The 18983-nt window shown below is 60.3% G+C and carries 20 protein-coding genes; 2 read left to right on the forward strand and 18 right to left on the reverse strand.

Annotation, left to right across the window (positions count from 1 at the left end):
- The 18 genes from BO74_RS11970 to BO74_RS12055 all read right to left on the reverse strand — a co-directional run.
- Positions 1 to 264 (reverse strand): TRAP transporter small permease (locus BO74_RS11970; RefSeq protein WP_496442600.1); only part of this gene is annotated, 264 nt, incomplete at its 3' end.
- Positions 265 to 334: 70 nt separating this feature from the next.
- Entirely contained in the window at positions 335 to 1156 is an 822-nt protein-coding gene (locus BO74_RS11975) for a sugar phosphate isomerase/epimerase family protein (protein WP_496442601.1), read from the reverse strand.
- 169 nt (positions 1157 to 1325) lie between these two features.
- A complete protein-coding gene (locus tag BO74_RS11980) occupies positions 1326 to 3089 on the reverse strand; it encodes a thiamine pyrophosphate-binding protein (protein ID WP_496442602.1) in 1764 nt (587 codons plus the stop codon).
- Between the two features lie 145 nt (positions 3090 to 3234).
- Entirely contained in the window at positions 3235 to 4008 is a 774-nt protein-coding gene (gene aroD / locus BO74_RS11985; RefSeq protein ID WP_496442603.1) for a type I 3-dehydroquinate dehydratase, read from the reverse strand.
- Between the two features lie 427 nt (positions 4009 to 4435).
- Positions 4436 to 5764 (reverse strand): hemolysin family protein, encoded by a 1329-nt coding sequence (locus tag BO74_RS11990; protein ID WP_496442604.1) that lies wholly within the window; start codon positions 5762 to 5764, stop codon positions 4436 to 4438.
- 33 nt (positions 5765 to 5797) lie between these two features.
- Positions 5798 to 6562: a TerC family protein gene (locus BO74_RS11995; RefSeq protein ID WP_496442605.1), complete on the reverse strand. Its 765-nt coding sequence runs from the start codon at positions 6560 to 6562 to the stop codon at positions 5798 to 5800.
- Between the two features lie 148 nt (positions 6563 to 6710).
- Entirely contained in the window at positions 6711 to 7694 is a 984-nt protein-coding gene (gene ybiB, locus BO74_RS12000; protein ID WP_496442606.1) for a DNA-binding protein YbiB, read from the reverse strand.
- 202 nt (positions 7695 to 7896) lie between these two features.
- Entirely contained in the window at positions 7897 to 8334 is a 438-nt protein-coding gene (locus tag BO74_RS12005; RefSeq protein WP_496442607.1) for a ClpXP protease specificity-enhancing factor, read from the reverse strand.
- A 79-nt stretch (positions 8335 to 8413) separates the two neighbouring features.
- Positions 8414 to 9010, reverse strand: coding sequence for a glutathione S-transferase N-terminal domain-containing protein (locus BO74_RS12010; RefSeq protein WP_496442608.1), 597 nt, complete (start codon positions 9008 to 9010; stop codon positions 8414 to 8416).
- An 84-nt stretch (positions 9011 to 9094) separates the two neighbouring features.
- Positions 9095 to 9829: a cytochrome c1 gene (locus BO74_RS12015; protein ID WP_496442609.1), complete on the reverse strand. Its 735-nt coding sequence runs from the start codon at positions 9827 to 9829 to the stop codon at positions 9095 to 9097.
- On the reverse strand, positions 9826 to 11130 hold the full coding sequence (locus BO74_RS12020; protein ID WP_496442610.1) for a cytochrome b: 1305 nt from the start codon (positions 11128 to 11130) through the stop codon (positions 9826 to 9828). Before BO74_RS12020 ends, BO74_RS12015 begins: the two co-directional genes overlap by 4 nt.
- Before the next feature lie 3 nt (positions 11131 to 11133).
- A complete protein-coding gene (gene petA, locus BO74_RS12025) occupies positions 11134 to 11730 on the reverse strand; it encodes a ubiquinol-cytochrome c reductase iron-sulfur subunit (protein WP_496442611.1) in 597 nt (198 codons plus the stop codon).
- A 96-nt stretch (positions 11731 to 11826) separates the two neighbouring features.
- Positions 11827 to 12429 (reverse strand): recombination mediator RecR, encoded by a 603-nt coding sequence (gene recR / locus BO74_RS12030; protein WP_496442612.1) that lies wholly within the window; start codon positions 12427 to 12429, stop codon positions 11827 to 11829.
- On the reverse strand, positions 12429 to 12752 hold the full coding sequence (locus BO74_RS12035; RefSeq protein WP_496442613.1) for a YbaB/EbfC family nucleoid-associated protein: 324 nt from the start codon (positions 12750 to 12752) through the stop codon (positions 12429 to 12431). Before BO74_RS12035 ends, recR begins: the two co-directional genes overlap by 1 nt.
- A gap of 26 nt (positions 12753 to 12778) precedes the next feature.
- Positions 12779 to 14500, reverse strand: a complete 1722-nt coding sequence (gene dnaX / locus BO74_RS12040) for a DNA polymerase III subunit gamma/tau (RefSeq protein WP_496442614.1) — start codon at positions 14498 to 14500, stop codon at positions 12779 to 12781.
- A gap of 44 nt (positions 14501 to 14544) precedes the next feature.
- Positions 14545 to 15855 (reverse strand): homoserine dehydrogenase, encoded by a 1311-nt coding sequence (locus BO74_RS12045; protein WP_496442615.1) that lies wholly within the window; start codon positions 15853 to 15855, stop codon positions 14545 to 14547.
- Entirely contained in the window at positions 15855 to 16292 is a 438-nt protein-coding gene (locus tag BO74_RS12050; protein WP_496442616.1) for a GNAT family N-acetyltransferase, read from the reverse strand. The genes BO74_RS12045 and BO74_RS12050 overlap by 1 nt, the downstream gene beginning before the upstream one ends.
- A 1-nt stretch (position 16293) precedes the next feature.
- On the reverse strand, positions 16294 to 17520 hold the full coding sequence (locus BO74_RS12055) for a pyridoxal phosphate-dependent aminotransferase (RefSeq protein ID WP_496442617.1): 1227 nt from the start codon (positions 17518 to 17520) through the stop codon (positions 16294 to 16296).
- A 141-nt stretch (positions 17521 to 17661) separates the two neighbouring features.
- Between BO74_RS12055 and BO74_RS12060 the strand changes: the two genes are divergently transcribed.
- Complete coding sequence (locus tag BO74_RS12060) at positions 17662 to 18033, forward strand: Mth938-like domain-containing protein (RefSeq protein WP_496442618.1); 372 nt, start codon at positions 17662 to 17664, stop codon at positions 18031 to 18033.
- 53 nt (positions 18034 to 18086) lie between these two features.
- Positions 18087 to 18965 carry a polysaccharide deacetylase family protein gene (locus BO74_RS12065; RefSeq protein ID WP_496442619.1) on the forward strand — a complete coding sequence of 293 codons (879 nt, stop codon included), beginning with the start codon at positions 18087 to 18089 and terminating at the stop codon, positions 18963 to 18965.
- Positions 18966 to 18983 lie beyond the last annotated feature (18 nt).

The following is an 18983-nucleotide window of genomic DNA, read 5'->3' on the forward strand; positions in this document are numbered from 1 at the left end:
CAGCAGGACACGCTGGACGAGCGGCGGGAACTTGGTGAGCACGGCATCGAAGCCCAGATGGCCGTGCTCGCGCAGGGCGATCAGGCCCGCCGTGTAGGTCATCCACGTCAGGCCCCACGAGGACAGCTCTTCCGAGACGGTGATGCCGCTGTTGAAGGCGTAGCGCAACACCACGTTGCCGAACACCATGATGATCATCGCCACCAGACAGCCGGCAGCGAAGAGCTTGAGTACTACGAACAACCAGTCAAACAGTCTTTTCATGATTTTGGGACCCTAACCCTGATTTCCTCTTGAAGTAACACGTAGAACGCAGCGTTGCGACGTCCGGCGCCTACTTGTGAACGCAGTTCTGCGCCATGTAGATCTTGGCCGATTCGAGGCAACGGAAGGCGTGCTCGGCGTAGCCGAATTCCTTCGCCCGCGCCAGGTGCGGCAGTTCGATCGAATAGACGACCTTGGGCAGCTTGTTGAGAATCTCCGCCACCGGCACGCCGCCTTCGCCTACATAAAGCCGCTCTTCGCGCAAGATCCGCGTCATCTCGGCACGATCCGCCGGAATCTCGCCCTGCGCATCGCACAGATGGGCGAAGTGGAACCATTCCTGCGGCAGACCTTCCAGCGCTTCGGGCTTGTCCAGCGCGCGGTGAAAATGGTGCACGTCGATCATCAGGCCGGCATTCGGACGGTTCGCCGTGCGCAGCACATCGACGGCGCCTGCCAGCGTGTTGACCGCGGCGATCGGGACGAACTCCAGGTCAACGGTCATGCCGAACTGCCGAGCCAGATCACAGATCTGCCCGAACTTTTCGATGGCGTATTCACGCTTCGGCGTCCAGATGCTCGACAGCACCGCCTTCGCGCCCAGTTCCGCGGCGACTTCCATGGCCGGCAGGTACTTGGTCGGGTACATGTCGTCGTAGACACGGGCCAGTTCGATATCGTGAACCTTGACCCCGGTATCGGCCAGCGCGCGCTTGGTGGCGCGCAGCATTTCGGGGTTGTCCGCCAGCGCATAGTTGGGCTCGCCAGGCAGCCCCATGTAGATCGGGCGGATGCTGACGTAGTCGTAACCGGCACGCGCCGCGACGTACACCATTTCGGGTGGCGCACAACCGAGAACCGTCAGATGCGCCAGTGAAAACTCCAGAGCCATTCATTTTCTCCAAAACTCGGTAGCCGCCGGTGCGATGCACCGGCGCCACTACCTGAATTACGTTAATTCGTCATCGTTGCGGTCCCGGCTTTCCCCGGAGCCAGCGCTCCGGGGTGCCATAAAGCCGGGACCGGTCCCCCAACGAAGCAATCTTTACTGCCGGGAAAGCTCAGTCGGTCGAGACGTGATGAACCTTCTTGCCCGGGGAGTAGATATCCATGATGTTCCAGTGGCCGGCGGTCGGCGTCGGGATGTTCTTCATGTAAACATCGATGACGACCGGCTTGTTCATGGCAACCGCCTTCTGCAACGCGGGCAGCAGTTCGTCCGCCGCATTGACGGTGATGCCGTCGATGCCGTAGGCGCGGGCGATCGCGGCGTAATCCGGCGAGTAACTCTCTCCGTCAACTTCGAAGACGGTGCCGAACGTCGTGTCGTAGTGCGCCTTTTCCAGACCGGCGATGGTGCCGAAGGCGCGGTTGTTCATGATCACCCAGATCACCGGGATGTTGCTTTCCTTCGCCGTGGCCAGCACCGCCGGGTTCTGGCCCCAGCCGCCGTCGCCGACCAGCGCGACGACAACCTTGTCCTTCAGGGCCACCTTGGCGCCCATCGCCGCCGGCGAACCGAAGCCCATGGTGGCAAAGCCGCCCGGAGTGAAGATGGTGCCGGGCTCATACACCGGATACTGCTGGGCCAGACCGTTCTTGTTCCAGCCGACGTCGGTGCAGATGTAGGAGTCGCGCGGCAGCGCCGTGCGCAGGTCGGCGAGGATGCGTTGCGGCGTCATCGGGAAGTCGTTGCTCTCGACCCATTCCGTGTTGCTGGCCACGAACGACTGGCGGTTGGCTGCCATCTCGGCGACCAGTTCGGGACGCTTGACGCCTTCCGGGCACAGCCGCTTGGCCACGCGCAGCAGGACGGTCAATGCCTGCTTGAGGTCGGCCACGGCGCCGATCGCCACCGGGTAGTTGCGCCCGATTTCGGCCGGATCGATATCGATGTGGATCAACTGCGTCGGCGGGAAATTGAAGGTGTATTCGGCCTCCCAGGAGCTGCAGTCCGCTTCCGAGAAGCGCGTGCCGAGACCGATGATCCAGTCGGCGCCCTTGCATTTCTCGTTGATGAACTTGGTGCCCCAGAAGCCGGTCATGCCGAGGATCAGCGGATGGTCATCGGGCAGAGCGCCCTTGCCCATCAGCGTGTGGGCGACCGGCAGTTGCAGGTGCTCGGCGAACTCGCGCATTTCGGTCATCGCATCGGCGAGCATGATGCCGCCACCGAGGTACATCAGCGGGGTCTTGGCGGCAAGCAACTGCTTGACGATCTTCTCGGCGGTCTCGTCGTCCATTGACGGCTTGGCCAGCGTGCGGGAATTGGTCATGACGCGATCGAACAGCGCAACGTCGATTTCCTTGGAGAAGATGTCCATCGGCACATCGATGAGAACCGGGCCGGGACGGCCGCTTTCCGCCAGGATGAACGCCTTTTCCAGGATTTCCGGGAACAGATGAACAGAATCGACACGCCAGACGCGCTTGCAGAACGGGCGATAAATTTCGCACTGCGACGCGTCGGCATGGAGGTTGACCTCCTGGTGCGGATGCTTGCCGTAGTAGTGCGTCGGCACGTCGCCGGCGATGACGACCATCGGGATCGAATCGAGCGAGGCGTTGGCCACGCCGGTACAGGCGTTGGTCAGGCCCGGACTCAGGTGCGAGAGAAGGACCGACGCCTTCTTCGTGGCGCGGGCGTAGCCGTCGGCCATGTGCGCGGCGATTTGCTCGTGCCGGGTATTGACGAACTTGATCTTCGTGCTCTTCGAGAGCGCCGCCAGCACGGCAATGTTGGTGTGTCCGCAAAGTCCGAAAATATGCTCGACGCCACGCTCTTCAAGATAACGCACCAGTTGATTCGATATCAGGTCTTTCATCTGTCACTCCTTCAATTGTTGAACAACGACGGTGTTTGTCTTGCCACCACGGAAGCCTCCCGAACCGTCTTTCACTGCCGACCCCTCCAGCCTGCAGACGCCTCGTCTGCAAACACCTGCCACTTTGATTTCCCTTATCAGCCCTTTATCCGCCCAGAACCGCGTGCTGCACCGACGCCAGAACGGGCCGCAATTCCTCGATCGACATCTGCCCCGGCGCGGAACAGTGCTTGCCGAAGCCAAACGTCATCGACGAACCGAAAACCCAACCAAAAACCCTGGCCACCGTCCCCAACCCGCCCATCGACATGCTGACCAATGGAATGCCGCATACCTTGCTGGCCTTGAGCGTGGCGGAAAGCAGCGCGAGGACGTCCTCTTCCCCTTTGGGCATGACCACCACCTTGGCGATATCAGCACCAAGTCCTTCCGCCTCGACAAACCGCCCGGACAACTCCTCGTCACTCGGAGTGAATTCGTGGTTGTGATACGACATGATCATCGCCACACCGTTTTCCCTCGACACTGCCCGCAGCATCGCCACGTTGTCTAGCGAGTTGCTCATTTCGTAGTCGATGATGTCGATGCAGCGGCTAACGCACGCAGCCACGTAGAGCTTTAGGACATCCGACTCGTTGAGTGCACTGAAGCCACCGCCCTCGCCGATCGTCCGGCAGGCAAAGATGACCGGGACGCCTTCCGCCGCCGCCTTGATCTCCCGTGCCAAATCGATAACGGCGGCAATGTCGCCGAACCCCTCGAAGAAATCGACACGCCACTCGATCAGATCAGGCGCCTTCGGCAACAGTGCAGCCAGTTCATCGAGCACGGCCGCCCGACTGCGACCGACGACGGGGGTACAAATCAGCGGCTGGCCGGAACGACCAATCGCTTTTCCCCCAATCTGGATCCGTTTCATGACTGTTCGGGGCTCAGGCGACGTCGCCGGACGAAACGCGGAATTGGGTGGGTAGCGGCGCGAACGACAGATATCCTTGCCGGTGTTGAACCGACCTTGGCAAAGAAAACACATCAGTAAAAATAGTCATCCCCTGCTCCCATTCCAGCCAATCAAGCGCGAAACGATGAAGGCACGCGTTATTGTTTTTTGGGAATACTAGGCGCAGTCAAAGAGGGAGTCGATCGAGAAAAGCCGCTTTTGCGCGATAAACAAACGCACGAGCGCGATTATCGCGCCAAATACTCGACCAAAGACCGGGTGGAACTTGGTTTGATGTCCCTGTCTGCTACACCCGGCGAATGGCCGCCGAATAGCCGCCTTCGGCCACCCGAAAACCCGGCGCCGCAAGCGAAACGAAGAAAAACGGGAATTACAACAGGCCGTCTTACGACTCGGGCCGCGGGGAGCCTTTTGCAACCGTGGCGTCGTCCGGCAAGCGGGAAAGCAGCACCTTGTCGACACGGTTCCTGTCCATGTCGACCACCTCGAAGCGGCACCCCGTCGTCTCGAAGTTATCGGCGACAGCGGGAATCCTGCCGAGCACGTACATGACCAGACCGCCCAAGGTGTTATAGGCGTTCTCGTCTTCGCCGGGGAACTCGTCCTCGACGTCGATTGCCGTCTTGAGGCGCTCGATCGAGACACTGCCGTCGATCAGCCATGAGCCGTCGTCTCGCATGACGATATCCTCGTCTACCTCGCCGTCGGACGAGGGAACGTCGCCGACGATCGATGACAACACGTCGGTCAGGGTAACCAGGCCTTGCAATTCGCCGTATTCATCGACGATCAAGGCACATTGCTGACGCGCGCGGCGGAAGCTCTCCAGCAGATGCGTGGTGGTCATCCCCTCGGGCACGAACAGCGGCGAACGCAACGTACGTTCGATATCCAGCGACTCGCCGGCCAAAGCCGCCTTGAGCAGATCCGCCGTACGCAGGATGCCAACAATGTGCTCAAGCCCGTCGCGGCATACCACGACACGCGTATACGGGCTCTCGGAAAGGCGCGACCTGATTTCCTCCGCTGGCGCATCGAGATCGAGCTGGTAAATATCGTTGCGGTGGGTCATGATCGCGCCGATACGCTGCTCGTCGAGTCGCAGCACGTTGGACACGATCGCCTGCTCACTCTCATGGAACACGCCGGCTTCGGCGCCCTGCTCCATCAGCACATTGATCTCGTCGTCCGTTACCGGCGCTCCGCTGCCTTTACGCGCGCCAATAACCTTCAGCACCAGCGTCGATGACGAGGAAAGCAACCACACAAGTGGGCGGGCGGCACGCGCGAGAAAGGTCATCGGGGTTGCAACGATCGCGGCAACCGTTTCGGGGGCCAGCAAGCCAAGGCGCTTGGGTACCAGTTCGCCCACAACCACGGAAAAATAGGTCAGCACGACCACAACCACCGACAGGGCCAAACCATGGGCATAGGGCTGCAGCAACGGAATTTCCCTGAGCCACGCCTTCAGCGGCTCAGCCAGCGCATTGTCGCCGATCGCCCCGCTGAGGATGCCGACGGTGGTAATTCCCACCTGGATCGTCGACAAGAAGGCCGACGGTTCCTCGTTCAACTCCAGAGCGGTTTTCGCGCCGGGAGAACCGTCATCAGCCAGATTCTGCAAGCGCGATCTGCGCGAAGAGACAACGGCGATTTCCGACATGGCCAGAACGCCGTTGAGCAGAATCAGAAAAATCAGCAGGACAAAGTCCATTCAATAACTCCAGGTGCTCCTGGACAATGCCGGTCAATCCAGCAGTTCATGCTCCAGTGACTCATGCAACTTGACCGGCTTGGCGAGATTTTTTCGCATGCGCAGATTAAGCATTTCCACCGCCAGAGAGAACGCCATGGCGAAATAGATGTAGCCCTTCGGCACATGGTGCCCCAACCCCTCGGCAGCCAGCGCCATGCCGACGATCAGAAGGAAAGAAAGGGCGAGCATCTTGATCGATGGATGTGCCGAGACGAACTCCCCGATATAGCGCGCGAAAAGCATCATCAGTCCGACGGAGGCAACAACAGCAGCAATCATGACGGCCACATCCCGGGCCATGCCGACCGCGGTGATGATCGAATCAAGCGAAAACACGAGGTCGATGACCATGATCTGCATGACGACGGCCGCGAAACTCGCCTTGACCTGTTTGCGGGTATGCGTCCCTTCTTCACCTTCGAGCAGCTCATGGATTTCCTGCGTACTCTTCCACAGAAGGAACAACCCGCCGAGGAACAGGATGATCTCTCGTGGCGAAAACGGTTGCCCCAGAAGACTGAACAGAGGCTCGGTTGCACCGACCATCCACGATAGAAGGAGCAACAGGGCGATCCGCATGAACATCGCGAAAAAGAGGCCGATGCGCCGGGTCTTCTCGCGCGACTCCTTGGGCAGGCGATCGACGAGAATCGAGATGAAAATGATGTTGTCGATTCCGAGCACCAACTCCAGCGCGGTCAACGTAAAAAAGGCAATCCAGGCTTCCGGGCTCAACAACAACGACAGCAAATCCATATCGATTCAGTTCCAAGAAAGAAATAGTCCGGCAGGGATTATACCGGTCAGAGATCACTCTCTCCGGAAAAACAGGAAAGTCCGGAACAACGGATGACCGGTGGCGAGGCCTCTCGCCCCCCTGACTGCCTGACGCGAGCCTCCTGCGTCAGAGAACGGATTGCCCAGAGCCTTCCACCGCCACGATGGCCTTGGCCTGATTGAAGTCATCGGCGTAGCCCGATGCATACAAACAGCATGCCAGCTGGTTGGCAATCGGCGAAGGAAGCATCACTTCGCCAGTCAGTACGCGCCGGGTCCAGCCTGCCGAGGTCTTTGCATCGCACGATTCAGGGAGGTTCGGCAGCGTTTTCAGACTGTCGTGTTCGGCATCGAAAAGAATATCGCAGCAGCCCTCATGCAAATACTCGATGCGCGGCCGCCGCTTCGGGTTGGCGTATGGCTCCCCCTCCGTGGCCCGCGCCAGCAACGCATGGCTGCCCAGCGAAGCGATGACTTCGCGCATCGTTTCGATGTAGTCGGGATGGGTCGCCGCGGCCAGCAACAGCCCTTCGCCCCGGAATGGATCAAGCATCTTGACGAGACTGTGCGCGCTGTTGCGCACGCCAAGACGACTGCGCAACAGCAGCAGGTTGTTCAGCCCGGGGGAGATGGCCGATAGCGGCACGAAGGCCATGCCGTTCTCATCCAATGCTTGCTGTGCCTGCAGAATGCTCGCGCATGGCATCAACCCGAATTCACGAAAAACCTGAGCCGTGGTAACCCGCCCGTACCCCTCGATCAAGCCGTGCACCAGCACCGGAATGCCATAGCGTTTTAAAAGGAACGCGAGCAAGGGCGTCAGATTGACCCCTTTTCGTGCGCCGTTGTACGACGGAATCACGACCGGCCTGAAACGGCCAGCCGGGCGCGGCAACGCGTAGTGGCGTTCATTCAGCGCGGTCAGGAAACCGATCATTTCGTCGATGCTTTCGCCTTTGAGGCGCAGAGCGATCGTGATCGCCCCCAGTTCGAGTTCGGGAACACCACCGTCGAGCATGGCACCGTAAAGCTGCTGCGCCTCCTCGAGCGAGAGATCGCGTGCCCCCTCGCTGCCGCGTCCAAGTTCCCGAATAAAGTGCGCGTAGTTCATGCTGGTCCCGAAATGCGTTACGACGTAGTGAAATCAATGGTCAGACGAGCCTGTAAAGGGCGACTCGACCTGCATGGAACTTAGCAACAGTTATGCCAGAAGAGAAACGACGGCACTCAGCGAATGGCCAGGGGGAAACTCCAGTGGAACCGCATTATGTTGGTGCAGCGAAAAGCGAGAAACGCATCAAGACGGAGCAGAACTACTTGATGCGCTGCAGCTTCGGCCGCCCGGCGGGAGGCGTCGGCTCGTGATCGTCGCCCGCTCCTCCCGTTCCTTCTCCGCGCCCAGCCGTCCGCGGCGCCGATTCCGCTTCTTCCGGCGATTCGGCTTCAAACGCCATCCCTGCACCATTCTCCCGTGCATAGATGGCCGTCACGTTTCCCACCGGGAAATAGATGTCACGCGCGACGCCGCCGAATCGGGCCTGGAAGCTGACCGCATCATTGGCGATCTGTAGATTGCCGGTCGCTTCATAGCCGATATTCAGGACGATTTGCCCATCCCTGACGAATTCGCGGGGGACGCGAGCCCATTCATCGGCCTTGACTGCGATGTAAGGCGTGAACCCGTTATCGGTGCACCATTCGTGAATGGCACGGATCATGTACGGTTTGGTCGAAGGCAGATTCTTGGACATGTGCTTGCCGAGGAGTCAAGTCAGAACCCCGGAAACGCAGCACCGGGGATTCCAGAAGAACAATTGTCTACAACGCGCCTCAGCGGCGCATTGCCTTTTCCGACGGGGTCAGCGCATCGATATACCCCTGCCGGCTGAAGATGCGCTCAGCGTACTTCATCAATGGCGCCGCCGACTTCGGCAACTCGATTCCATAGTGGTCGAGACGCCACAGCAAAGGCGCGATGGCCACGTCAAGCATCGAGAAATCGTCACCCAGCATGTGCTTCTGCTTGACGAACACCGGCGCCATTTCCGTCAGTCTGTCGCGAATCGTCTGCCGCGCCTTGTCCGCCGTTTTCAGATTCTTCTCCAGCGCCTCGATATGGGAAAACACTTCGCGCTCCATGGTCACCAGCAACTGGCGGGCGCGGGCGCGCATGATCGGATCGGGCGGCATCAACTGCGGATGGGGGAAGCGCTCGTCGATGTATTCATTGATGATGTTCGGTTCATAGAGGATCAGATCGCGCTCGACCAGCACCGGCACGCGCCCATAGGGATTGACCATGGCAATGTCCTCCTGCTTGGCGAAGAGGTCCACGTCGATCACCTGGAAATCCATCCCCTTTTCGTAGAGGACGATACGGCAACGCTGGCTGAACGGACAGGTCGTGCCCGAGTAGAGATTCATCATGTTCAATACCCCTATAAAACAAAACCGGCACCGGGACGGCGAATGCTCATGCCGACGATGCCGAAGCCTGAATCAGGCGGTTACTCAATTCTTTTTGACGTCTTTCCAGTATTCCTTCTTCAGCGCGTACGACACGCCGAACAGGACCAGCAGGAACACCAGCACCCCTACGCCGAGCTGCTTGCGGTACCCCGCGGCAGGCTCTCCCGCCCAAACCAGAAAGCCGACAAGATCGGCGATCTGCTTGTCGAATTCCGCCGGCGAAAGTTGGCCGGGCGACGCGAGACTCAGCTTGCGGGCTTCCCGGTCGAAAAGTTGCTGCCCCTGCAGCTGCCACAAGACATGCGGCATTCCCACATTCTCGAAAAGCACGTTGTTCCAGCCGGTTGGCCGCTTCTCGTCGATATAGAAGGAACGCAGGTAAGTGTAAAGCCAATCGGCACCGCTGCCGTCCGCAGAGGCACGCGCCCGCGCCACCAGGGATAGGTCGGGAGGCATCACGCCGAACCATTGCTTCTGCTCTCCGGCCCGGGCAGCCACGCGCATCGGCTCGCCGATCTTTTCCGCAGTGAACATCAAGTTATCCTTGATCTGCTGCTCCGTCAGACCAATCTCCATCAGGCGGTTGTAGCGCACGAAACTCATTCCGTGACAGTTCAGGCAGTAATTGACGAAGGTCCGCGCACCGCCCTGCAACGCCGCTTTGTCGCCCTGCACATCGGGCGCCTTGTCAAGCACCACGCCACCGACTGCCGCGAGAACGGTGAGCGGAACGAATAACACGCCCAACAGGAGCTTCTTCACGATGTCCGCTCTCATTTGTAGGTCACCCTTTCCGGCTCCGGCTTGCACTTGTCGATCTTCGAATACCAGGGCATCAACAGGAAAAAGCCGAAGTACACGACGGTACAGATCTGCGAAACAATCTCGCTGACCGGCGAAGGCGGCTGCGTGCCAAGGTAGCCAAGTGTCAGGAAGGCCACGACGAAAACCGAGAGGAAGGTCTTGAAGATCGGCCCGCGATAACGGATCGATTTGACCGGACTGCGATCGAGCCAGGGCAGGAAGGCGATGATCACCACCGATGCGCCCATCGCGACGACCCCCCAGAATTTCGCTTCAAGTCCGAAGATCGGCCAGACGACGGCACGCAGGATCGAGTAGAACGGGGTGAAGTACCACACTGGCGCGATGTGCGGCGGCGTCTTCAACGGGTCAGCCGGGAAGAAGTTGTTGTACTCGAGGAAGTAGCCACCGCCCTCGGGTGCGAAAAAGACCACGGCGAAAAACGCCATCAGAAAAACCACCACGCCGACGATATCCTTCACGGTGTAGTAGGGATGGAAAGGTATTCCGTCCAGGGGAATTCCGTCGGGGCCGAGGTGCTTCTTGATCTCGATGCCGTCGGGATTATTCGACCCGACCTCGTGCAAGGCGATGATGTGCGCCGCAACCAACCCGAGCAACGCCAGCGGAACAGCGATCACATGGAACGAGAAAAAACGGTTGAGCGTCGCATCGCCGATCACATAATCGCCACGTATCCAGATCGACAGCGGCTCACCGATCAACGGGATGGCAGAGAACAGATTGACGATCACCTGCGCGCCCCAGAAGGACATCTGCCCCCATGGCAACAGGTAGCCCATGAACGCTTCAGCCATCAGCACCAGGAAAATCAGCATGCCGAAAACCCAGATAAGTTCGCGCGGCTTGCGATAGGAGCCATAGAGCATCCCGCGGAACATGTGCAGATAGACGACGACGAAGAACGCGGACGCGCCGGTCGAGTGCATGTAGCGGATCAGCCAGCCCCAGTTGACGTCGCGCATGATGTACTCGACGCTGGCGAAAGCCACCGGGACGCCACTGGCGTTGAGCGACGCATCCGGCTTGTAGAACATCACCAGGAAGATGCCGGTGAGGAGTTGAATAGCCAGGACAACGATTGCCAATGAGCCGAAGAAATACCAGAAATTGAAATTCTTCGGTGCGTAATACTCGGAGAGATGCCCCCGCCACAGCGAAGTCGCGGGGAAGCGCGCATCGAACCATTCAAGCAGGTTGCCTTTCAGCGTACCGTCGGACTTGTACTTCTCGTAACCGGAATTCGCAGCCATCGCTTACGCCCCTTTCTTGTCTTCGCCGATCAGGATGCGCGTATCGGACAGGTAAGTGTGCGGGGGCACCTCCAGATTGCTGGGGGCCGGCTTGTTGCGGAAGACACGCCCGGCGAAGTCGAAGGTCGACCCGTGGCACGGACAGAGGAAGCCTCCCTGCCAGTCCGCGGGCATCCCTTCCTCAACGCCCTTCTTGAACTTGGAGGTCGGCGAGCAGCCCAGATGCGTGCAGATACCGACGGCGACCATCAGGTTCGGCTTGATCGAGCGGGTCGGGGTCTTGCAGTACTCAGGCTGTTGCTTGCCGTCCGACTTCGGGTCGGCGACGGCCTCATCGAGTTTGGCGAGGGTGTCGAGCATTTCCTGGCTGCGGTTGATGATCCACACCGGCTTGCCACGCCACTCGACGGTAATCATTTGTCCCGGCGCGAGATTGGACACGTCCACTTCGACCGGCGCTCCGGCCGCCTTGGCACGCTCGGAAGGGAGCATGCTCGATACGAAAGGCACCACCGCGGTCAACGCGCCTGCGCCGCCCACCGCGGCTGTCGCCACAATCAACCGCCGTCTGCCACAATCCACTTTCCCCGCTGTGCTCATCGTGCCGATCCCCGACGGTTAGTCTGATTATTAGGAACAGGGGCGGATTATACGCAAGATTCGCCCCGCAAAAAAGCGTCCAAGGGCGCCAAATACTTAATCTGCAAGCGATTTCCGCTCACGCATGGCTTGCGCCAAGGTGCCGGAATCGACGTACTCAAGCTCCCCTCCGACCGGAACCCCCCGCGCAATGCGTGACACCCGAAGCCCCCGACTCTTGAACATCTCGCTCAGATAATGGGCCGTCACTTCGCCTTCGTTGGTGAAATTGGTCGCCAGGATCACCTCGCGCACGATACCGTCACTCGCACGTGCCAACAGACGTTCGAGTTGCAATTCGCGCGGACCAACCCCGTCGAGGGGCGACACCCGCCCCATCAAAACGTAATAGAGACCCGAATACGCCTGTGTTTGTTCCATCATGTTCATGTCGACCGGCGTCTCGACGACACAAAGCAACCCGGGATCGCGTTTCGTCGATCGGCAGCGCTCGCAGACCTCGCCTTCGGTGAAGGTATTGCAGCGCTGGCAGTGCCTGAGCACCTGCAAGGTCTGGTGCAGCGCATCGACCAGACGCTGCGCGCCAGGACGGTCGCGCTGCAGAAGGTGATACGCCATGCGCTGCGCCGACTTCGGGCCGACGCCCGGCAGGCAACGCAGCGCCTCGATCAGGTTTTCCAGGCTCGATGGCGCAGCCATCAGAAAGGAAGCTTCATCCCGGCCGGCAGGTTCATTCCGGCAGTGAATCCCGCCATGCGCTCGCGCGTCACCTCATCGACACGACGCATCGCGTCGTTGACCGCTGCAGCGACCAGGTCTTCCAGCATCTCCTTGTCGTCCATCACCGAGGTATCGATCGCCACGCGACGCACATCATGCGCGCAGGTCATCGTCACCTTGACCATCCCGGCGCCGGACTGCCCTTCGACCTCGACCTGCGCGAGCTGCTCCTGCGCCTTCTTCATGTTTTCCTGCATCATTTGCGCCTGCTTCATCAGGCCGGCGATTCCGCCTTTCATCATGGTACGTGCCTCAAAATGGTGGGTGATTAAACGGGTTTGATCGACGATTCGATCAGCGTGGCGTCGAAAACATCGATCACCTCGCGAACGAATTCGTCCTGCTCGACGGATGCCACGGCCTGCTCCTGGCGTTCCTGGCGATGCCGCTGGGCGACTGCTGCCGGCGTATCGCCGACGACGTCATCAAGCTCGATCACCACGGTGACCGGCCGACCGAGATGCTCCGACAGCACCTGCTGCAACTTGTCCTGCGCCGATTTCATCTGCAGGTGGCGGTGCGTGGTAGAGAGACGGAGGAAAACGCGATTGCCCTCGAACGCCCTCAGTTCGCAATGCTGCGCCAACTCGCGCGCCATTCCGCCGAGTTTGAGGGAGGACAGGGTTGTGTGCCAATCAAGCGGACCGGTTTCGGACGACGAGACCTGTGGCGCTTTCGCCATTTCCAGTAGTGCGTCCGCCGCAACCGGAGGCTCGCTCGCCGAGCCTTCCGTGACCGGCTTTTTCGCAGCTTGCGCTGGAGCGGCGGCAACATCGAGCGCCGCCTTCTCCGGAACCGGCCTGGACGGCTCAACCAGCGCCACTGGCGCTGCGCCCGACACCTGCGGCGCGACAACGTACTTCGCGGCCCCTTCCTGCGCCTCCTGCGCCACTTGATCGCCCGGCACTGCCGGACGGAACGCATGCAGACGCAACAGCGACATCACGAAGCCATCGCGATCATCGGGAGCGAGATGCAGTTCGCTGCGTCCCTGAATCGCGATCTGGTAGGCCAACTGTACGTATTGCGGATCGAATCGTTCGGCGAAGCCCAGAATCCGGCCGCGCTCGGGGAGATCGTCGGCGATGGCCTGCGGCGCGAACTGGGCGACCTGGATCCGGGTCATCAGGCTCGCGAGCTCCTGCAACGCCACGGCGAACGACAGGCTGCGCGTTGACATGTCATCCACCACGCGCAGCATTGCAGCGACATCCGCCGCCAGCAGCGCGTCGAGGATCGAGAACAGGTAGTCGAGGTCGACCGTTCCCAGCATGTCGCGCACCTGCGCCTCTTCGACCTTGCCGGCACCATGGGCGATGGCCTGATCGAGCAGGGACAAGGCATCGCGCATGCTCCCCGCGGCCGAACGTGACAGCAACGCCAGCGCCCCAGGCTCGGCAGGAATCGACTCGACGTCGAGAATATGCCGGAGATGCGCGGCGATCAGCGGCGGCGTCATCTGCTTCAGGTTGAACTGCAGGCAACGCGACAGCACCGTCACCGGAATCTTCTGCGGATCGGTCGTCGCCAGGATGAACTTCACATGCTCCGGCGGCTCTTCGAGGGTCTTCAACATCGCGTTGAACGCCGAGTTCGAGAGCATGTGTACTTCGTCGATGACGTAGACCTTGAAGCGCCCGCGCGTCGGCGCATAGACCGCATTCTCGAGCAACTGGCGCATCTCGTCGACCTTGGTGTTGGTCGCCGCGTCGACTTCGAGCAGGTCGACGAAGCGCCCCGCGTCAATTTCGGTGCAGGCCGAACAGTCACCACAGGGCGTCGCCGTTATCCCGCTTTCACAGTTGAACGACTTGGCCAGGATGCGGGCGAGCGTCGTCTTGCCGACCCCGCGCGTTCCGGTAAAGAGGTAGGCATGATGCAGCCGCTGCTCGTTCAGGGCATGGGTCAACGCCCTGACCACATGCTCCTGCCCGACCAGGCTCTCGAAAGTTTTCGGGCGCCACTTGCGCGCCAGGACTTGATAGCTCATCGAATGCGTCTACGCCGGTCCGGCAGAACCACTGGACGCTCCGGTCACAGAAGCTCCTCAAGGCGCAGGCGAGTCACGGCCCCCTTAACGACGGCAAGGCTCTCGATCTTGCCAATCGCCGCATCGATGTTCTTTTCACGCGTCTTGTGCGTGAGCATGATGATATCGGTCTGTTCCTCGCCCTCGTCCGGCTCACGCTGGATCATCGCGTCGATCGAAATCTGCTGGTCGGCCAGGATGCGCGTGATATCGGCCAGCACGCCCGGCCGGTCTTCCACACGCATGCGCAGGTAATAACTCGTTTCCACCTCGGCGAGCGGCAGTATCGGCAATTCGACGATGGCATCGGGCTGGAAGGCGAGATGCGGAACACGATGCTCGGGATCGGCAGTATGCATCCGCGCCACGTCGACGAGGTCGGCAATCACCGCCGACGCTGTCGGTTCGGCGCCCGCGCCCTTGCCGTAGTAGAGCGTCGCCCCGACGGCATCGCCCTTGACCAGCACCGCGTTCATCGCGCCTTCGACGTTGGCGATCAAACGCTTGGCCGGGATCAGCGTCGGATGGACGCGCAACTCGACCCCCTCGGGAGTCCGTTTGGTGATCCCCAGCAGCTTGATCCGGTAACCGAGTTGTTCGGCGTATTTGATGTCGGCGGACTCGAGCTTGCTGATCCCTTCGATGTAGGCCTTGTCGAACTGCATCGAGTTGCCGAAGGCGATCGCGCTCATGATGGTCAGCTTGTGCGCCGCGTCGATCCCTTCGATATCGAAGGTCGGGTCGGCCTCGGCATAGCCGAGTTGCTGCGCTTCCTTGAGGACATCCGCGAAGGGCAGCCCTTTGCTGCGCATCTCGGAAAGGATGAAGTTGGTGGTCCCGTTGATGATCCCCGCGATCCACTCGATGCGGTTTGCCGTCAGCCCCTCGCGCAGCGCCTTGATGATCGGGATGCCACCGGCCACCGCGGCCTCGAAAGCCACCGTAACGCCTTTTTTCTGGGCCGCTGCGAAGATCTCGTTGCCGTGCGTCGCCAGCAGCGCCTTGTTGGCAGTAACCACATGCTTGCCGCTCTCGATCGCCTTGAGCACCAGGTCCTTGGCCACGCCATAGCCGCCGATCAACTCGATGACGATATCGACCTCGGGATCATTCACGACGGCAAACGCGTCGTCGGTCAGCCGGCAACTGCCCTCCGTCACCTTTCGCGCCAGGTCGAGATTCTTGTCTGCCACCACGGTAATCTGGATCGGGCGACCGGCACGGCGAGCGATTTCCTCGGCGTTGCGTTTGAGTACGGAAAAGGTGCCGCCACCGACAGTGCCGATGCCGAGCAGTCCAACGTTGATCGGTTTCATTAAAGTGCCTTCTTAAAACAATACGCGGAGATGAACATCCCCTCGCGAAAATAAAATCGGTGCGCCCGGGTTCGCTGCACGCCGGAATCCAGCGCCAGCACATCGCATCCCAAGGCCCGCGCCTTTGCTTCCAGCCAGCCGAGCATCATCCGGCCGGCGCCATGGGAACGCCTGGATTCATCGCTGACCAGGTCATCGACGTACAGGCGACGCCCTTCATAGGTATTCTCGATGATTCGCCAGACTGCGACGGAAACAACATCATCACCTTGCGACACCACCGCCATGCGCGCGCCACCGGCGAGAACCTCATGCAGACGCAACGCATAATCCACCGGCAATTGCGGACGCAACTGCCGATGAACGCGCTCCGAACGCTTCAGCCAGTCCTGCTCGACGACCTCGCCCTGATCATTGGTAATCGCTATTACCCGCATATCAGGTACCGTGACGCTTGCGGTAGCCTTCGAGGAAGCGCCCGAGCCGGGTGATCGCCTCCCGGAGCAGATCCTCGTGTGGCAGGAATACGAGCCGGAAGTGATCCGGATGCGGCCAGTTGAAGCCCGTCCCCTGGACGAGAAGGACCCGCTGGTCACGCAAAAGTTCGGCAATGAATTCCTGATCGTCCTTGATCGGATAAACCTCGGGATCGAGGCGCGGGAACATGTAGAGGGTCGCCTTCGGCTTGACGCAGCTCACACCGGGAATGCTGGTAATCAGTTCGTGCGCCAAATCGCGCTGGCGTGCCAGACGCCCGCTCGGCGCCACCAGGTCGTTGATGCTCTGATACCCCCCCAGCGCGGTCTGGATGCCATACTGCCCGGGCACATTGGCGCACAGTCGCATCGAGGCGAGCATGTCCAGCCCTTCGATATAGTCACGCGCATCGCGCCGGTCGCCGGAAACAACCATCCAGCCGGCACGGTAGCCGCACGAACGGTAGTTCTTGGAAAGACCGTTGAAGCTGATGGTGAGGACGTCTTCCGACAACGAACCAATCGCCGTATGCGTCTCGCCGTCGTAGAGGACCTTGTCGTACACTTCGTCGGCGTAGATGATCAGCCCGTGCTCGCGGGCGATGGCGATGATCTCCATCAGTACGCTTTCCGGGTAGAGCGCACCGGTCGGATTGTTGGGATTGATGATCACGATGGCCCGGGTGCGCGGCGTGATCTTTGCGCGGATATCCGCGAGATCCGGTAGCCACTCGTTCGCCTCGTCGCACAGGTAATGTCTGGGAGTCCCTCCGGAAAGGCTCACCGCCGCGGTCCACAACGGATAATCCGGCGCCGGCACGAGAACTTCGTCGCCCGTGTTGAGCAGCGCGTTCATGGCCATGACGATCAATTCGGAGACGCCATTGCCGATGTAGATATCCTCCAGCGTCACACCCTTGATGCGCTTTTCCTGGGTGTAATGCATCACCGCCTTGCGCGCGGAGAAGATCCCCTTGGAATCGGAATAGCCTGCCGCATTGGGCAGGTTGCGGATCATGTCGAGCTGAATTTCCTCAGGCGAATCGAAGCCGAATGCCGCCAGGTTGCCAATGTTCAGCTTGATGATCTTTTGACCTTCGTCTTCCATTCGCTTGGCCTGCTGCAACACAGGACCGCGAATGTCGTAGCAGACGTTGGCCAGTTTGTTCGACTTATACACCGGCTTCATGGCACCCCCTTCAATGATCGAACGCCTCGCGACCATTCGCCGAAACACGGGAAACGCCTCGCAATTAAGAAGCGCACTCGCCTGCGAACATCGATCAGCAAAAGCTATAATCCTACTTTATCACCTTGAACACCGCAATTTATGAAGCTGCAACCGGTTCAGGCACAAGGATTGAACGTCGTTACGGCCTATGGCGACGACTACGTGAGCGTCAACGCCGTCAGGCACAGCGCCAACCTGATCGTTCTACCGTCGCGCATCATCGAGAACTGGACTCTGTCACGGTTCGAGGACCTCGCGCTCGATGATTGTGCACTGCTGGCTGCCCTGGAGGTGGAAGTACTGCTGCTCGGCACAGGAAACCAGCTCCGTTTCCCCCGCCCGGAACTTCTTCAGCCGCTCATCGCGGTCAACAAGGGCCTTGAGGTCATGGACCTGCAAGCGGCCTGCCGCACCTTCAACATTCTGGCCGGAGAAGGCAGAAGCGTCGCCGCGGCATTGATCTTCTCCTGAACGCCCGCCACCGGGGCAAACCGTTTCCGGCGCGCCCCACTCCAACCACAAGAATGAAACGAATAGCCCTCAAGGTCGACGTCGACACGTATCACGGGACACGAACCGGTGTCCCCCGACTCGTCGATTGCCTTCGGCAGCATGGCGCACGCGCCACCTTCTTTTTTTCCCTCGGTCCGGATCAATCCGGTCGTGGATCGGCGAGTGAATCGCTCAAGCGGTACTACTCCCCAACCACCCGCCTCTATGGGCGCATCCTGCCGGCTCCCGACATTGGCCGTCTTTGCCGGAGCATCATGACCGATGCACGCGACGCCGGATTCGAAACGGGCATCCACGCCTGGAACCGGGTGCGCTGGGAAGGCGCCGGATTCGACACCGAACCGGCGTTGGTCGAGGAAGAAATGCGCCAGGCCGTGAAGTGCCACGAGGAAATCTTCGCGACACCGGCACAGGGATTCGCCGCCCCCGGCTGGCGCATGAGCCGCCATGCGCTGCGCCTGACGCAGCGGCTCGGTTTTTCCTACGCCAGCGACTGTCGCGGAACGCACCCCTTTCTTCCGGTCATCGACGGCGAACTGGTTGACTGCATCCAGATACCGACCACTCTTCCGACACTCGACGAAGTGATGATCCTCGATGCCAACCTGACTCCCGAACAGGCGGCCGAGAGGATTTTTCAGCTGTCACGTGCCATTTCAGGCGACCATGTCTTCACGTTGCGCGCCGAACTGGAAGGAATCCGTTTTGTCAGCGCGCTCGAAACCCTTCTGGAACGCTGGACGAACGGCGGATACGAACTGGTCGCCCTTATCGACCTGCACACGACACTGAAGTCCCAAACGCTGCCGCGATGTTCGGTCGAAACCGGAATCGTGCCCGGGCGGCCGGGCAACAGGCTGATACAGGGGAAGACATTTCCTCTCGCTTGACCCCTGCGGCGGTTTCAA

It is taken from the genome of Propionivibrio pelophilus DSM 12018, assembly GCF_059569095.1.

Excerpts from the sequence above, each read along its gene's own strand:
- BO74_RS11975 (WP_496442601.1), bottom strand. The coding sequence starts at position 1,156 with ATGGCTCTGGAGTTTTCACTGGCGCATCTGACGGTTCTCGGTTGTGCG.
- BO74_RS11980 (WP_496442602.1), bottom strand. The coding sequence starts at position 3,089 with ATGAAAGACCTGATATCGAATCAACTGGTGCGTTATCTTGAAGAGCGT.
- aroD (WP_496442603.1), bottom strand. The coding sequence starts at position 4,008 with ATGAAACGGATCCAGATTGGGGGAAAAGCGATTGGTCGTTCCGGCCAG.
- BO74_RS11990 (WP_496442604.1), bottom strand. The coding sequence starts at position 5,764 with ATGGACTTTGTCCTGCTGATTTTTCTGATTCTGCTCAACGGCGTTCTG.
- BO74_RS11995 (WP_496442605.1), bottom strand. The coding sequence starts at position 6,562 with ATGGATTTGCTGTCGTTGTTGTTGAGCCCGGAAGCCTGGATTGCCTTT.
- ybiB (WP_496442606.1), bottom strand. The coding sequence starts at position 7,694 with ATGAACTACGCGCACTTTATTCGGGAACTTGGACGCGGCAGCGAGGGG.
- BO74_RS12005 (WP_496442607.1), bottom strand. The coding sequence starts at position 8,334 with ATGTCCAAGAATCTGCCTTCGACCAAACCGTACATGATCCGTGCCATT.
- BO74_RS12010 (WP_496442608.1), bottom strand. The coding sequence starts at position 9,010 with ATGATGAATCTCTACTCGGGCACGACCTGTCCGTTCAGCCAGCGTTGC.
- BO74_RS12015 (WP_496442609.1), bottom strand. The coding sequence starts at position 9,829 with ATGAGAGCGGACATCGTGAAGAAGCTCCTGTTGGGCGTGTTATTCGTT.
- BO74_RS12020 (WP_496442610.1), bottom strand. The coding sequence starts at position 11,130 with ATGGCTGCGAATTCCGGTTACGAGAAGTACAAGTCCGACGGTACGCTG.
- petA (WP_496442611.1), bottom strand. The coding sequence starts at position 11,730 with ATGAGCACAGCGGGGAAAGTGGATTGTGGCAGACGGCGGTTGATTGTG.
- recR (WP_496442612.1), bottom strand. The coding sequence starts at position 12,429 with ATGGCTGCGCCATCGAGCCTGGAAAACCTGATCGAGGCGCTGCGTTGC.
- BO74_RS12035 (WP_496442613.1), bottom strand. The coding sequence starts at position 12,752 with ATGATGAAAGGCGGAATCGCCGGCCTGATGAAGCAGGCGCAAATGATG.
- dnaX (WP_496442614.1), bottom strand. The coding sequence starts at position 14,500 with ATGAGCTATCAAGTCCTGGCGCGCAAGTGGCGCCCGAAAACTTTCGAG.
- BO74_RS12045 (WP_496442615.1), bottom strand. The coding sequence starts at position 15,855 with ATGAAACCGATCAACGTTGGACTGCTCGGCATCGGCACTGTCGGTGGC.
- BO74_RS12050 (WP_496442616.1), bottom strand. The coding sequence starts at position 16,292 with ATGCGGGTAATAGCGATTACCAATGATCAGGGCGAGGTCGTCGAGCAG.
- BO74_RS12055 (WP_496442617.1), bottom strand. The coding sequence starts at position 17,520 with ATGAAGCCGGTGTATAAGTCGAACAAACTGGCCAACGTCTGCTACGAC.
- BO74_RS12060 (WP_496442618.1), top strand. The coding sequence starts at position 17,662 with ATGAAGCTGCAACCGGTTCAGGCACAAGGATTGAACGTCGTTACGGCC.
- BO74_RS12065 (WP_496442619.1), top strand. The coding sequence starts at position 18,087 with ATGAAACGAATAGCCCTCAAGGTCGACGTCGACACGTATCACGGGACA.